15 protein-coding genes and 1 riboswitch are annotated in these 13,762 nt (G+C 35.6%); of the genes, 7 read left to right on the top strand and 8 right to left on the bottom strand.

Annotated features, from left to right (window positions below):
* Positions 1 to 24: 24 nt before the first annotated feature.
* The 7 genes from ACRCJ0_RS05175 to ACRCJ0_RS05145 form a co-directional block, all read right to left on the bottom strand.
* Positions 25 to 1,221, bottom strand: coding sequence for a bifunctional 3,4-dihydroxy-2-butanone-4-phosphate synthase/GTP cyclohydrolase II (locus ACRCJ0_RS05175; protein WP_431389713.1), 1,197 nt, complete (start codon positions 1,219 to 1,221; stop codon positions 25 to 27).
* On the bottom strand, positions 1,222 to 1,824 hold the full coding sequence (locus ACRCJ0_RS05170) for a riboflavin synthase (protein WP_431389711.1): 603 nt from the start codon (positions 1,822 to 1,824) through the stop codon (positions 1,222 to 1,224).
* Entirely contained in the window at positions 1,825 to 2,919 is a 1,095-nt protein-coding gene (gene ribD / locus ACRCJ0_RS05165) for a bifunctional diaminohydroxyphosphoribosylaminopyrimidine deaminase/5-amino-6-(5-phosphoribosylamino)uracil reductase RibD (protein WP_431389710.1), read from the bottom strand.
* A 120-nt stretch (positions 2,920 to 3,039) separates the two neighbouring features.
* Positions 3,040 to 3,161, bottom strand: a riboswitch (FMN riboswitch).
* A gap of 94 nt (positions 3,162 to 3,255) precedes the next feature.
* Positions 3,256 to 3,894 (bottom strand): endonuclease III domain-containing protein, encoded by a 639-nt coding sequence (locus ACRCJ0_RS05160; RefSeq protein WP_431389709.1) that lies wholly within the window; start codon positions 3,892 to 3,894, stop codon positions 3,256 to 3,258.
* A gap of 84 nt (positions 3,895 to 3,978) precedes the next feature.
* Positions 3,979 to 4,506 (bottom strand): methylated-DNA--[protein]-cysteine S-methyltransferase, encoded by a 528-nt coding sequence (locus tag ACRCJ0_RS05155; protein WP_431389708.1) that lies wholly within the window; start codon positions 4,504 to 4,506, stop codon positions 3,979 to 3,981.
* Between the two features lie 99 nt (positions 4,507 to 4,605).
* The gene (locus ACRCJ0_RS05150) at positions 4,606 to 4,989 is read right to left on the bottom strand and encodes a tautomerase family protein (RefSeq protein WP_431389707.1); all 384 of its coding nucleotides are present in this window, start codon (positions 4,987 to 4,989) and stop codon (positions 4,606 to 4,608) included.
* A gap of 241 nt (positions 4,990 to 5,230) precedes the next feature.
* A complete protein-coding gene (locus ACRCJ0_RS05145) occupies positions 5,231 to 5,665 on the bottom strand; it encodes a cupin domain-containing protein (protein ID WP_026465771.1) in 435 nt (144 codons plus the stop codon).
* A gap of 421 nt (positions 5,666 to 6,086) precedes the next feature.
* Here ACRCJ0_RS05145 and ACRCJ0_RS05140 point away from each other — a divergent pair, with 421 nt between their 5' ends.
* The 4 genes from ACRCJ0_RS05140 (at position 6,087) to ACRCJ0_RS05125 (ending at position 9,366) form a co-directional block, all read left to right on the top strand.
* Positions 6,087 to 6,389 (top strand): DUF4298 domain-containing protein, encoded by a 303-nt coding sequence (locus ACRCJ0_RS05140; protein ID WP_268403294.1) that lies wholly within the window; start codon positions 6,087 to 6,089, stop codon positions 6,387 to 6,389.
* 100 nt (positions 6,390 to 6,489) lie between these two features.
* Positions 6,490 to 7,230 (top strand): MurR/RpiR family transcriptional regulator, encoded by a 741-nt coding sequence (locus tag ACRCJ0_RS05135; protein ID WP_431389706.1) that lies wholly within the window; start codon positions 6,490 to 6,492, stop codon positions 7,228 to 7,230.
* A 94-nt stretch (positions 7,231 to 7,324) separates the two neighbouring features.
* On the top strand, positions 7,325 to 8,752 hold the full coding sequence (locus ACRCJ0_RS05130) for a 6-phospho-beta-glucosidase (protein WP_431389705.1): 1,428 nt from the start codon (positions 7,325 to 7,327) through the stop codon (positions 8,750 to 8,752).
* Entirely contained in the window at positions 8,749 to 9,366 is a 618-nt protein-coding gene (locus ACRCJ0_RS05125; protein WP_268403300.1) for a hypothetical protein, read from the top strand. Before ACRCJ0_RS05130 ends, ACRCJ0_RS05125 begins: the two co-directional genes overlap by 4 nt.
* A gap of 344 nt (positions 9,367 to 9,710) precedes the next feature.
* Here the strand turns inward: ACRCJ0_RS05125 and ACRCJ0_RS05120 are convergent, their stop codons facing one another.
* The gene (locus tag ACRCJ0_RS05120) at positions 9,711 to 10,376 is read right to left on the bottom strand and encodes a Crp/Fnr family transcriptional regulator (protein WP_431389704.1); all 666 of its coding nucleotides are present in this window, start codon (positions 10,374 to 10,376) and stop codon (positions 9,711 to 9,713) included.
* Positions 10,377 to 10,522: 146 nt separating this feature from the next.
* Here ACRCJ0_RS05120 and nrdI point away from each other — a divergent pair, with 146 nt between their 5' ends.
* The 3 genes from nrdI (at position 10,523) to nrdF (ending at position 13,029) form a co-directional block, all read left to right on the top strand.
* Entirely contained in the window at positions 10,523 to 10,966 is a 444-nt protein-coding gene (nrdI, locus tag ACRCJ0_RS05115) for a class Ib ribonucleoside-diphosphate reductase assembly flavoprotein NrdI (protein WP_002348760.1), read from the top strand.
* A 48-nt stretch (positions 10,967 to 11,014) separates the two neighbouring features.
* The gene (locus ACRCJ0_RS05110; protein ID WP_431389703.1) at positions 11,015 to 11,968 is read left to right on the top strand and encodes a ribonucleotide-diphosphate reductase subunit beta; all 954 of its coding nucleotides are present in this window, start codon (positions 11,015 to 11,017) and stop codon (positions 11,966 to 11,968) included.
* A gap of 107 nt (positions 11,969 to 12,075) precedes the next feature.
* Positions 12,076 to 13,029, top strand: a complete 954-nt coding sequence (gene nrdF, locus ACRCJ0_RS05105; RefSeq protein ID WP_431389701.1) for a class 1b ribonucleoside-diphosphate reductase subunit beta — start codon at positions 12,076 to 12,078, stop codon at positions 13,027 to 13,029.
* The last annotated feature ends 733 nt before the right edge of the window (positions 13,030 to 13,762 follow it).

The following is a 13,762-nucleotide window of genomic DNA, read 5'->3' as shown; positions in this document are numbered from 1 at the left end:
ATTCATGCTAATATCCTCCATATTTTATAAGTCTAATAAGTGTCCCATTTTTACTTTTTTAGTGATTAAGTAGTTTTCATCATCCGGATTAGCGGCCATTTCAATACTCACGCGGTTCGCTACTTGGATACCAGATGCTTCTAATTGTGCGATTTTATCAGGATTGTTGGTCATAAGGTCAATGGATGTCATACCCAGTTCCCCTAACATTTGTGCAGCCGTATGGTATTCCCTTAAATCATCTGGGAATCCTAGGGCATTGTTAGCTTCAACAGTATCCAGTCCTTCTTCTTGTAACTGGTAGGCTTTTATTTTATTGATTAAGCCAATACCGCGACCTTCCTGTCTTAAATATAAGAGAACGCCTTGGCCAGCTTCATTGATCTTCCGCAGGGCTTCATGTAATTGCTCTCCGCAGTCACACCGGTTTGAGCCCAATACATCTCCCGTTAAACATTCAGAATGCAAACGCGTTAGGACCTGTCCCTTACCTGAAATATCCCCTTTGACCAAAGCTACATGTTCTTGATTATCTACATCGTTGATAAAAGTATGGATAGTAAATTCACCAAATTTTGTCGGCATTTTAGCTTGTGATACATGGTGGGTATGACGCTCAGTTTTTAACCGGTAGTCTTGTAAGCCTTTAATGGTGATGACTGGCATCTGCCACTTCTCTGCTTGCTCAAGCAATTCGGCTTGGCGCATCATCGTACCGTCTTCGCGCATAATTTCTACACAAACACCCACTGGATTCAGACCAGCTAATTTCATTAAATCAACCGTTGCTTCTGTATGACCATTTCGCTCCAAGACACCATTTTCTTTCGCCACCAATGGGAAAACGTGGCCCGGACGGTTAAAGTCGCTGGGTTGGCTAGCCGGATTTGCTGCTTCACGCATGGTTAACCCACGTTCAACTGCGGATACACCTGTACTTGTCTCTTTATGATCAATGGATACCGTAAATGCGGTTGTATGTGGGTCTGTATTATCATTCACCATTGGCGATAAATTCAACCGACTAGCTACTGCTTGACTCATTGGCTGGCAAATTAACCCTTTAGCATGAGTCGCCATAAAATTAATATTAGCTGTTGTTGCAAACTCTGCTGCACAAATTAAGTCTCCTTCATTTTCTCTATTCTCATCATCCAAAACCATGATAATTTGTCCCGCTTGTAAAGCTGCTAATGCGTCTTCGATTGTTGAAAAATCCATCTATACCCGCTCCTTCACTGTAAATTGCTCAATATACTTGCCGACAATATCATTTTCTAAATTCACGATAGAGCCTACTTGATAGGTTGAAAAAATTGTTTGTTCACTGGTGTGAGGAATGATTGATACTTTAAATGTATCTCCTTCAACTCCAGCAACCGTTAAACTTGTACCATCAATAGCAACAGATCCCTTCATGATGATATAGCGCATTAATGGTTTACTTGTTTGAATCGTGTACCAATTAGCGATACCATCCGCCTCAATTGCGGTGATTTTACCAATACCATCAATATGGCCACTTACAATATGACCACCGAATCTTGCATTTGCCTTCATCGCCCGTTCCAGATTCACGCGGCTATTGTTAGCAATTCCTTCTAAAGACGTTTTCGCAATCGTTTCTGGCATCACTTCAACTTGGAAATTAGTATCGGTGTAATTCGTCACGGTAAGACAAATGCCGTTCACACTAATAGAGTCACCTAGATTGACATCGGATACTATTTTTTCCGAGGCAATGGTTAAAAGAAGTCCTGCATCATTGTTGATAGCCTCGATACTTTCAATATGGCCAATATCTTCTATAATTCCTGTAAACATTTAACCCACCCTACTTTCTATCAAAATGTCGTCGCCAAATTGGGTAATTTCACTGATATGACTGGTTACCGCTTGGTCCATATGTGGAAAACCGAAACCACTGATAGGACTATACTGGTCAAAACCACCAATGACTTTGGGCCCAATATAAGTGTGGATTTCTTGGATTAAACCTGATTCAAGTAGCGAAGCATTTAGTCTTGATCCACCTTCAACATAAATACTTTGAATACCTTGTTGGCCTAGTTGTGTGATTAAATCAAGTAAATCTACTTTGTTATCCTTTTCCTTCACAACCAATAGCTGGCAGCCAGCTGCTTGATAGGCTTGGTGATCTTCTGGGTCCTGATTAATTGTCGCAATAATTGTGGGCGTTTGCTTCGCTGTCGCCACTAATTGGCTGTTTAAGGGGAGCTTCAAGCTACTATCACAAACAATACGGATAGGATTAAGCCCCTCAAAATCGTCAATTCGAACAGTTAACGATGGATCATCCAAAAGCGCAGTCCCTATGCCAACCATAATGGCTTGGTTACTGTGGCGTTGGTAATGCACATGCTCTCGTGCAATTTTGTCCGTTATCCACTGGGAATCCCCAGTATAGGCGGCCGTTCGACCATCTAGGGTCATGGCATATTTCATGGTGACATAGGGGCGTTGATGAGTCATAAAGTAATTGAATTTACGGTTAAGATCTTCACTCTCTTTGGCTAATAGACCCGTTTCTACTTCAATATGGTGGTTTCTTAGTTCCTGGATGCCTTTTCCAGCAACCAAAGGATTCGGATCAATTGCAGCAACTATCACTTTTTCAATACCCGCTTCGATAATAGCTTGCGTACAAGGCGGCGTTTTACCAAAATGACAGCAGGGTTCCAGCGTGACGTACATAGTTGCCCCTTTTACATCATGCCCTTGTTCGCTGGCATCCTTTAAGGCTTCTCTTTCCGCATGCAAACCACCATACTGCTGATGATAGCCTCGACCGATGATTTGGCTATTCTTTACGATAACTGCACCAACCATAGGATTAGACCTTGTCCAACCCTGTCCTAATTTGGCTAGGTCAAGTGCTTCTTGCATATAGTCTTTCATTCACTCATCCTTTCTCTAAACAACAAATAATCCAGTCAGAGTGACGAAAAAAAGCCCTAGAAATAAGATTCCTAGGGCACACAAATAAACTATAGACTTATAGTATTCGTTTATTTTGATTCTACTCTTCTTCCATCCAGACTCTACTGTCGGTCTCGGAATTACACCGAGTCAGCCCCTAATTAAAGGAGGTCGCGGACTTTACCGCCGGTCGGGAATTACACCCTGCCCTGAAGATTTTATTTGAATGTTTATGGTGATATCATACGGTATTAAAAAGAAAATGTAAACCCAAATGTATTTTTTAAATTAAAAATATATACTATAGAGTATTTATCATGGGTGATTGGATAAAAAATTTCCCTTCACCTGGCCATTTTTACCCAAGTATAGTTTGCCAAACTCATCAATTAAGCCATGGAATTCCTGGGCTTCCTCATAAGTGAAGTCATCCGGTAGGTTAATCTCTTGGTAAAGGCTTTGATAGGTTGTGTACGAATTGCCTGTCAACCAACTGAATAAACGCCTAGCGTAGGCATCAGCGATAAACGCTGGTTGGTCAAATATAAAAACGCGAAATACGTCAGCTGTTTCAAACCCTACCCCGTGTAATTTCAAGATTTCACTTCGCAACTGTTTTCCGTATGCATACTGCATGGCTTGATAATCCCATTTGTGGTTATCAAACCATTGGAAACTGGCTTGAATTGCTCGCGCCTTGTTGCGGTAGAAACCACTTGGTCGAATCAGCGTTTCTAATTCTTCTAACGGGAGCTTTAAAATTCCTTCTGGCAAAAAACCAGTAGCTGCGTTCAAGTTATTTAGGGACTTTTCAACGTTACGCCAGTTGGTATTTTGAACAAGGATAGCCCCCAGGATTATTTCTACCTTATAATCAGCAGGCCACCAACCTTGTGGGCCCATTTCATTTAATAAGGTATCGTATAACTTTCTAATAGCTAATTTATTCATCATCTCACCCTAAATTATTTTGCCGTTATGTGGTATTTTTCCTTGCATCTTCATGTAAAAATTAATGGATTCCTATTAGCGTCACACCTATACTTGGTGGTTGTCTAGCTTGGATTGGTCAAAGCCTTCCAAAGCCAACAAGGCAATTTTGCGGTCGATACCACCTGCATAACCAGTCAATGCACCATTAGTGGCTACAACTCGGTGACATGGAATTAGAATCGAGATGGGATTGTGGCCAACAGCACCGCCAGCTGCACGAGCTGAACCCCTTTTCCCAGGAGTGGTTAAAGCAACTTTATCAGCTAATTCCTTATAACTAGTCGTTTTGCCGTAAGGGACATTAATCAGTGCGTTCAGGATTTGCTTACGGTAAGGCGTTACTTCTGGATCCAAAATGTTTGGGTCAAGAGTTGGGTTCTCACCAGCAAAATAAGCATCTAACCAATTCTTGACTTGTATGATTACTGATGTTTCAGCTGCTGCCATTGTTTGCATGACGTATTGACTACCGAAGTATTTTTGGTCAGCAAACCACACTCCTTTAATGGTTTTATCGTCGCTCACGATAGCAATTTGGCCAAGTGGTGAGGTGTAAGATGATTTGTAATACATGGTAATCCCTCCTGGGCTAAGATGACAGATACCCTAGCTATCTCAATAAAAGATGGGGATAGCTAGGGTATGGCTTTTATGTACTTGTAGTAATGCTATTTATTCTGCGTACTGTGCAATACCATTACCAAAGGACCAGTTCTCTTTATTTACTTCAACTAAGTTGATAAAGACATCTTCTTTGCGAATATCTAATTGGTTATTTAAATTGTCAGCAACCGTCTTGTATAAAGCTTTTTTTACTTCAGTTGTACGTCCCTCATTCATCGTGATTTGAATGATCACGATACCTTCTGTACGGTCAACACCTAGGTAATTGGTAGAAAATATCAGTTCTTCAGCTTTTAAATCATTCACAATAACGAACTTATCTTCTTCAGGGATTCCAATCGTTTCAAGCATAGATTCGTAAACTAACTCACCTAGTTGTGTCTTAAATTCTGCAGTCTTACCTTCTAATAGATCAATTCTAACTAATGGCATGTAGCACACTCCTTATCTTTTTGCATAATATTATTATATATGAAAAATTAATTAAATTGCTAGTTTCACCCTACAACAATTTTTAGAAGTACCCTACTATACATTGATTGATATATGTAAAGGAATAATTTTTTATAGAGACTTGTTGATTTCTAGCATAAAAAAACCGATAACGCTTTTAAGGTCATCGGTTTACTTGGTTTAACTATTGTTTGTACTTTTTATGCATTTCATGTTTGTTTTATTCATTTGGATCGCTTTCAGCATCTTCTTGAGTGCCATGAACAGTACCAGGTACGTGGTCAGGGCTAGCATAAATGGTGTACAGTTTTAATGGTACGCTCCCCCGATTGGTGATATTATGCCATAAACCTAGTGGCACAAAGACTGCTTCATCTTCTCCAATTTTTTGTTCAAAGGATAAATCGTCCTCAGCAGGACCCATCTGGCAAAGACCCTCACCTTGCTCGATACGGATAAATTGATCACTTTCATGATGTACTTCTAAACCAATATCACCGCCTACAGGAATTTCCATAACAGTCAACTGCAACTTGTTACCTGTCCAAATCGTCGTACGAAAATTTGTATTCTCTAACGTTTCTTTTTCAACATCTATAATATACGGCTTTTTGTCGTTATCTACATTACCAGTCAGAAATTTATTATCAGTCATCATAATCCCTCCTTATCTATAATTTTACTCCTTATATATTTAAATGCAAATATATTGTGAATCAGTGATCATAAATAATTTTGTTGCTTGCTGTTTATTTTTAGTTTATGCTTTTTTTAATTATTCATTCATATTCAGAAAGGCGTTTTATCATGAAATCACTTATTCAATTTTGGCAACAGTCATTTAATTTTAAACAACAAATAAGTTGGCGCCAAGCATTATCTAGGATTTTAACAAACCTTATTTTTATTATTATACTCTACTTTATTGCTTTAATTGCACCTCCTTCATGGGAGGAACCTATTGCTTATTTTGTCCAAGTTTATACGATCATTTCAATCGTACCAACAATTACCACTATCATTAGCGCAATAAAATAATCATCCAATGTATATTCTTTAAGAAAGTTGGGGGTAACGTGAAGAACACTGATAATTTTTATGAAATGGAAGATAATTTCTTGAAGATTAGTAAAGAAGTTGCAGCAATGTCAGATACTTTAGAAAAATTTGAGCAGACTGTTTCAGATATTCAATTATTTCTTAAATATTATGGTAGCAAAGACTGGTTTAATCACCGGAAAATGGACGAAGAAGGCCTATTGTCGGACGCTAGTACAACGGCTGTATTAGGCGAGGATTACGCTTATGACTTAGTCATGGATATCGTTGATTTGACAAAGAAAATGAAAATTATTGGTGATGAATTAACAGAAGAATAGCTTATTATCTAATGGAAGATTAAATGGGTTCTTTGCTACACTTTAAGCTTTTGTTTTCACTACTTTAACATCATATTATAAAGGACTGATACGCTTGATAATGGATAAACTAAATGATGTAACAAATTCCTATAAAAAAAATTCAACTTTCTATATATTAAGTTTATTCTTTCAAGAACATATTCACGAAGTTCCTTATATTACAATGGATGAGATAGCTAATAGGACCTTTGTATCAAAAAGTCAAATCTCGAAATATGTCAGATATCTAGATTATAAAACTTACATTGACTTTAAAGATGCTTGCTTAGAATATCTTGAATCTTTAGAGGGACGCCGTTTTGATTTACAGAGGTCTAATAATGCAAAAGATAATATTGTAAACTTTACAGATACTATGGTGAATGGCCTTAATACTTTAACAAATTCAGTAGATTATATTCGTTTAGATTTATTAACTGAACAACTCGCCGCAGCAAATACTGTATTTGTCTTTGCCCAGGGAGATGTTCGCTACCTCTGTTATCAAATTCAAATAGAGCTACAAGTGATTAATAAAAATATTATTATTTGCGATGTTGACTTTCAACATTTCTACAATATTAGTGACAATGATTTATTATTAGTACTCAGCGTTAACGGTAATACTTTCAAGTACAATAAGCGTGTAGTGAAGAGGCTTGAGGAGACTCATGGGATGAAATGGCTCATCACTTGTCAAAATAATCTAAGCTTTAAGGGACAACAGTTATATGTTCCCATACAGCATGAAAAATTTAATACAATCCTTTTTAAATATATTATTGATTTATTAATCTTTAACTTAAAACAACACTACTAAAATGGTTAGTCAAGGAAGTTTCCTTTAAAGAAACTTCCTTTTTAAGTAGCAACTCCTTCCTTATACTTTTGTAATACGAAAAGGAGGAATATACATGTCATTTCCAGAAAATTTTTTATGGGGCGGAGCAACTGCTGCGAATCAAACAGAAGGAGCTTATAATATCGATGGTCGAGGTCTTTCAAATCTAGATTTTATGCCTTACGGAGAATTACGCTTCCAAGTGGGTACAGGGAATTTAGACCCTAAATCTTTGCCAGCAAACACTTTCTTTCCCTCAAGAGTCGCCATTGATCATTACCATCACTACAAAGAAGATATTGCACTAATAGCCAAAATGGGATTTAGAGTTTATCGATTATCTATCTCTTGGTCAAGGATTTATCCTAAGGGAAATGAGTCCAAACCAAATCAGCTTGGTTTGGATCACTATCTAAATGTTTTTAAAGAATGTCGTAAGTATAATATTGAACCATTAGTGACTATCAATCATTTTGATATCCCTATGTATTTGGTTGATGAATATGGTGGTTGGAAAAATCGTCTAACTGTTGAATTTTATTTAAAATTTACGGAAACATTGTTTAAGCATTATAAAGATTATGTCAAATATTGGCTTACTTTTAATGAGATCAATATGGTCTTGCATTTCCCTTTCGTCGCAACAGGCTTAACTTTTAATCCAGATGATAATAGGGAACAGATTACAACTGATGTGATCCACCATCAATTAATAGCAAGCGCTAAAGCAACTCAGCTTGCTAAAAAAATAAATCCAGATTTTCAAATTGGGTGTATGTTGGCTGCTGGAAGTTATTATGCTCAGACGCCACATCCAAAAGACGTATGGAAATCTATTCTAGATTCACGTGAAAGCTATATGTTTTCAGATGTTCAGGTGCGAGGAAGTTATCCTAACTATTACTTAAAACAAACTGAACGTCAAAATCTCACTATTCCTGTTAAAAATGATGACCTTAAGATTTTAAGAGACCATACTGTAGATTTCATTAGCTTTTCTTATTATTCTTCAAGAGTAAGTAGTGCCAAGCCTGATAGCGCTAATCAAACTGAAAGTAATATTTTTTCTTCAGAAATTAACCCCTATTTACAAACAAGTGAATGGGGTTGGCAGATTGATCCGTTAGGATTTCGAATTACAATCAATGAAATTTATGATCGCTACAATAAACCCATGTTTATTGTGGAGAATGGCCTAGGAGCTAACGATAATTTAACAGAAGATGGTAAGATCAACGATGATTATAGAATTAAGTATCATAAAGAACATATTAAAGCCATGTCTGATGCAGTCACTCTAGATGGTGTAGAATTAATCGGTTATACCTCATGGGCATGTATTGATTCTATTTCTAATGGTACTGGTGAAATGACAAAGCGCTATGGTTTTATTTATATTGACCGAGACGATTACGGTAAGGGAACATTCCGACGTATTCCCAAAAAATCTTTTTACTGGTATCAAGAAGTAATTAAAAGTAATGGTGAAAATTTGAAATGAACAACATATTTAAACTAACCGTATTATGCCGTTTCCTTCTTCTTTTATTCGGATCCTTAATTATGGGGCTTGGCGTTTCATTATCCATCTCAACAGGTTTTGGGAGCGATGCACTTTCATGGGTTTGGCAAGGTATTTCACTGCATACCAATATGACTTTAAATCAATCTAATATGTTCATCACTTTGCTAATGTTGATCCCTCCTTTACTTTATGACCGCACCCAACTTGGTATTGGTAGCATCCTCCAACCTTATATTGTTGGTGCAACTGCGGAATATATACTAAACAAAGGGCTCGAAAACCCCAATAACTTCCTTTTACTAATTGTAGGTATATTATTACTTGGAATTGGGGCCGGAATATATACGAGTGCAAACCTAGGAAAGGTCCCCTATGATGCATGTGTCTTTTGGCTTAGCAAGGTTACGAAAGGTTCAATTGGATTGATTAGAAGTTTAGGAGATTTGACTCTCTTTATTATTGCTTGGACACTTAACCAGCATCTTATTATTGGTCCTTTCATTTCTGTATTTTTAATTGGTTATATTCTAAACATTACGTATAATTCGATTAATAGGTTTATACTTAAAAAAATATCTAAATCATCATAATCAGAAAAATTAAAATTTTTAAACTTACAAAACGCAAAAAATATGATGAATAACTTAGTCAAGTCTATCAAAGTTAGGAAAGAAATAGAGCTAAAAATGGCTAGCTCTAAAAAGGTTAGATCTATAAAACTAACTTTTTGGAGCCAGGTCCAATTAGCTCTTTTTTTAGTATTTAACTTTTTGAAAATATTTCCTTAATTAACGTATTTAACTCTTCATTATTTGCTTTCAAGTAGAAATTATAGACATATTCTTCATCAAAATATTTATCTACACCTTTATACAGAACTCCCCCCTCTATTCCGATAAATGCTAGTTGCTTATTTTTATACGTCTAAAATTCTTTATATGTAATCGAATGTAAGCCAAAATTCTTCTAATAGTGTAATCTGCTTCCCTTTTCTAGTAATCAATTGTCTTTCTTGAAAATCTCTTAATTTACGAGAAATAGTTTCAGGACTGGTAGCTAGATAGTTTGCCAACTCTCTCATAGAGATAGGTAAAGTAATAAGCTCCCCCATTTTTGCTGCTATAGATAGTTGGCTAAGATATAAGGCTAACCGGTCCTCTATACGATCAAACGCTAGAAGCTGCAACTGTTTTTCCACAGCTACTGTTTTGCAAGCATTTAATTGTAACAATCGATAACTGAGCTGTGGATAGCGTGCCATCACTTTATTAAAGTCGGATTTATAGAGAGTGCAAGTTCTGGTTTCTTCAACAGCTTCACCATATAGGCAGTCATTGGGTAGACCAAAGAGATAGTTCTCACCGTCGTAATCTCCTTCTTTTACGATACGAATTAATTGCTCCTTCCCAGTTCTACTAATTCGATATATTTTCATAGCCCCTAAAGATATAATCAACAGTTGTTCTTCACTACTTGGTGAAAAAATAATTCCTCCTTTTTTAAACGTCTGATGGTGAAGCAAACACTTTATCTCATTTTTTTCATCTAATGAAAGAGGGGCGAAGAGTGGAACGGTGCATAAACAACCTGAATTTTTCATGTAATTTTCTCTCCTCTAAAATCAAAATAATTGACCATCGTCAATTTTCTATAACGATATGTCATGTACAATAAACACTATATATAGTGTTTATAATTAAAACAAGCACTATATATGTGGTTATTTATTAAAAAGAGGTGTGATACATGCAAATAATTAAAGTCTATTATATTAGTTTAAGTGGAAATACCACGAGTTTTCTCGCAGATTTAGATACGTATTGTCAAAAACAATATCAAAAAAAGGTAGATTATGTGAATGTAAAAGATTTAGTCAAATTAGGAAAACCACTCACTTTTGACATCAATGAATCCTATTTTGTATTTCTGCCTACTTATCTTGAAGGTGGAAATGGTATTGAAACAGGAGATGTCGAAATTTTGACAACACCATTGCGCCAAGTGATTACTTACAATAAAAACCGAGACTATTGTTTAGGAATTATTGGTAGCGGCAACAGAAACTTCAATAAACAATTTTGCCTAACAGCCTATCAATACGCCGATGATTTTGGTTTTACCGTGTTGGATGAATTTGAACTAAAAGGTACGACAGAAGATATAGAGAGAATTGCAGAAACAATGCAATAAAAAATGACACCATATCATCCCCTTTCAAACAATATTTTAGGAGGTACTATGATAAATAATTATTTACACTATAAAGCAATTAACTGGAATGTCATTGAGGATGAATTAGACAACGTTGTATGGGAAAGAGCAACCTCACTTTTTTGGTTGGATACACGTGTCCCCATCGAAAATGATCGATCAAAATGGGCAAATTTACAATTACAAGAACAAGAGCAGCTCAATCGCTTGTTGATTCTTTTGACTAATATCGCTACCTATCAATCCAATGAATTAGGAGAAATTATTCGAGATAGTGCACGTTCCCAACAAGAGATTGCAATCATAAATAATTTTCAATTTACTGAAATGGTTCATACAAAAGCCTATAACCGCATTTTAAGCATATTTAATCAGGATATAGATTCTCAAAAAGCATTTGATTGGGTCGATACTAATCCTCAGGTAAGGGATTATATAGAAAAAATACATATGACCTACCAAAGCGCAGATCCTTTGAAAAAAAGATTCATGGCCATATGTGTTGAAGGCATTTTAAATTACACGTACCTTTCTTATCTTTTTGAATTATGGCTAGACCGAAACTTTTTAAACCTCGGCAGTATGCTCGAAATGATTGTTCGAAATGAATCTTTACATTGTTATTATCTAAATTATAAAGTGAATCTATTGTTAAAGGAAGCAAGTTTAAAACAAGTAGCTCAGTTTAAAAGTTGGGGTATGGAGATTGTTGATGATTTTGTAGTACTAGCTGATCAATTAATCGATACCTTTTATACAGTAGGAAGTAGTAAAATAGTCGCAATCAACCTAGTAAAGCAAGAGGCAAACCACATTCTCGCCGGTATTGGTCTGAATGAGATTTATGCTTTTAATCAAGAAAATATAGCCGCGATCAATACGCAATTATACGAACTGCGTGCTCATAATCTGAATAATTACAATAACAAAAATACCACAAATACAGAAGAAGTAATGAACGAATCAGATTACGTTTTTTAAATAATATGGCTAAGAGTAAAAGTAATTGAGAGAAATGATATGTTCACCAGATAATATTAAATAAACAGGTTTGGTGACAATAACTACTAATCGTGAAAGGAAACATTATGATACATAACACAATGAATTGGCAACTGGTCGAGGATGAGTTAGATGAATTTGTCTGGGATAAAGCCACTGCCCAATTTTGGTTGGACACTAGAGTTCCTGTTTCTAATGACTTATTAGAATGGAAAAAATTATCAACTATGGAGAAAGAAATTGTCAAAAAAGCAGTGGGAGGCCTCGCACTGTTAGACACGCTGCAATCAGAAGAAGGCCTATATGCGTTAAAGAAACATGCAAGAACGCAGAAAGAGCGAGCTGTTCTAAGCAATTTTATGTTTATGGAGTCGATCCACGCTAAAACCTATGGGACCATTTTAATATCCTTAAATACATTCAAAGATATTGAAGAAATTTACGATTGGATGAACAACGATCCAATGATGCAATTTAAAGCAGGGAAAATCAATAATATATATCAAAATGGTACACCTATGCAAGTAAAGGTAGCGAGTGTTTTCTTAGAAGGAATCTTATATTACAGTAATTTCTTTATCCCACTGTGGTATCGTGGTCAAAATAAACTTGCCAATTTGGCTGAACTTATTAAATTAGTCATCCGAGATGAATCGGTTCATGGTACATATCTTGGTTATAAATTTAGGCAAGATTTTGAAGAGCTGACACAAGATGAGCAAGAAGCGTTCACTCAATGGATGTATAGTTTCTTAGAAGAATTGCTTGAGAAAGAATTCGCATTTACAGAAGAATTATATGCTGAAATCGGATTAGCAGAAGATATCAAGACATTTGTTAAATATAATGCTAATAAATCTCTACAAAATATGGGCTTTGGGGTCTACTTTGAGAATGCCCTCGCGAAGGACGTCAATCCGATTGTGATGAACGGTATTTCAATTGAAACATCTAATCATGATTTCTTTTCTCAAGTAGGTGCAGGTTATCTTATGGGGAATGCTGAAGAAATGTCGGATGAAGATTACATATTTGAATAACCAATCAATATATACCATTTCCCTTCAGACTTAGAGGCAAACTACTAAGTATCTGAAAAAACGAATAATTACTGTTGGAAAAGTGAGCATAAAAAGTCCCTCTTGTAGGAAGGTACTTGATGAATATCATCAAGTACCTTTTTCCCATTTGCTTTTACCTTTAAAATGAAATATGAAATAACTAGTGGTAAAAAGATAACAATTAACACTAAGAATATTAAATTCCTATAAATCAATAGGGGTATAAAAAGGGATTAACGGAACTAATATTAAAAACAATCTTTTATCCTTCATTTATCTTTTATCAATGAATTTTTTTAAAAGCAGTATAGCACACCCAAAATTAATAACAATAACTAAACCACCAAATATATACAACGAATTAACAATCTATGATTGATATCTAATTAAATCGAATAAACCAACTACTAACGCAGCTATAATAATTAACAAGAGAAATACTATTAAAAAAATATTGATTTTTCTGTTCACATGAATCACCTTACCATTAATATTGTAAGTCTTCATTTATATCTTTATCATATAACCTATAAGGTGTATTCCATAGTTCATAAACCTGTTTATAATACATAAAATTGAACACTAAAAAAAAAGACATTTCCCACATAAATGAGAAATGTCTTTTTGATTTGTATATGGATTGGTACTCGATTTCTTTCGAAATCTCCGTCCCATAGTACATCTGTAACTCTCTTCGCTCGTACAGCTGTAC

The organism is Aerococcus sp. L_32 (genome assembly GCF_050689315.1).
Note: the sequence above shows the minus strand (reverse complement) of the source record. Positions and strands in the feature narration are given on the sequence as shown.

Coding starts and splice junctions, on each gene's coding strand:
- ACRCJ0_RS05175 (WP_431389713.1), bottom strand. CDS start 1,221: ATGGATTTTTCAACAATCGAAGACGCATTAGCAGCTTTACAAGCGGGA.
- ACRCJ0_RS05170 (WP_431389711.1), bottom strand. CDS start 1,824: ATGTTTACAGGAATTATAGAAGATATTGGCCATATTGAAAGTATCGAG.
- ribD (WP_431389710.1), bottom strand. CDS start 2,919: ATGAAAGACTATATGCAAGAAGCACTTGACCTAGCCAAATTAGGACAG.
- ACRCJ0_RS05160 (WP_431389709.1), bottom strand. CDS start 3,894: ATGATGAATAAATTAGCTATTAGAAAGTTATACGATACCTTATTAAAT.
- ACRCJ0_RS05155 (WP_431389708.1), bottom strand. CDS start 4,506: ATGTATTACAAATCATCTTACACCTCACCACTTGGCCAAATTGCTATC.
- ACRCJ0_RS05150 (WP_431389707.1), bottom strand. CDS start 4,989: ATGCCATTAGTTAGAATTGATCTATTAGAAGGTAAGACTGCAGAATTT.
- ACRCJ0_RS05145 (WP_026465771.1), bottom strand. CDS start 5,665: ATGACTGATAATAAATTTCTGACTGGTAATGTAGATAACGACAAAAAG.
- ACRCJ0_RS05135 (WP_431389706.1), top strand. CDS start 6,490: ATGGATAAACTAAATGATGTAACAAATTCCTATAAAAAAAATTCAACT.
- ACRCJ0_RS05130 (WP_431389705.1), top strand. CDS start 7,325: ATGTCATTTCCAGAAAATTTTTTATGGGGCGGAGCAACTGCTGCGAAT.
- ACRCJ0_RS05125 (WP_268403300.1), top strand. CDS start 8,749: ATGAACAACATATTTAAACTAACCGTATTATGCCGTTTCCTTCTTCTT.
- ACRCJ0_RS05120 (WP_431389704.1), bottom strand. CDS start 10,376: ATGAAAAATTCAGGTTGTTTATGCACCGTTCCACTCTTCGCCCCTCTT.
- nrdI (WP_002348760.1), top strand. CDS start 10,523: ATGCAAATAATTAAAGTCTATTATATTAGTTTAAGTGGAAATACCACG.
- ACRCJ0_RS05110 (WP_431389703.1), top strand. CDS start 11,015: ATGATAAATAATTATTTACACTATAAAGCAATTAACTGGAATGTCATT.
- nrdF (WP_431389701.1), top strand. CDS start 12,076: ATGATACATAACACAATGAATTGGCAACTGGTCGAGGATGAGTTAGAT.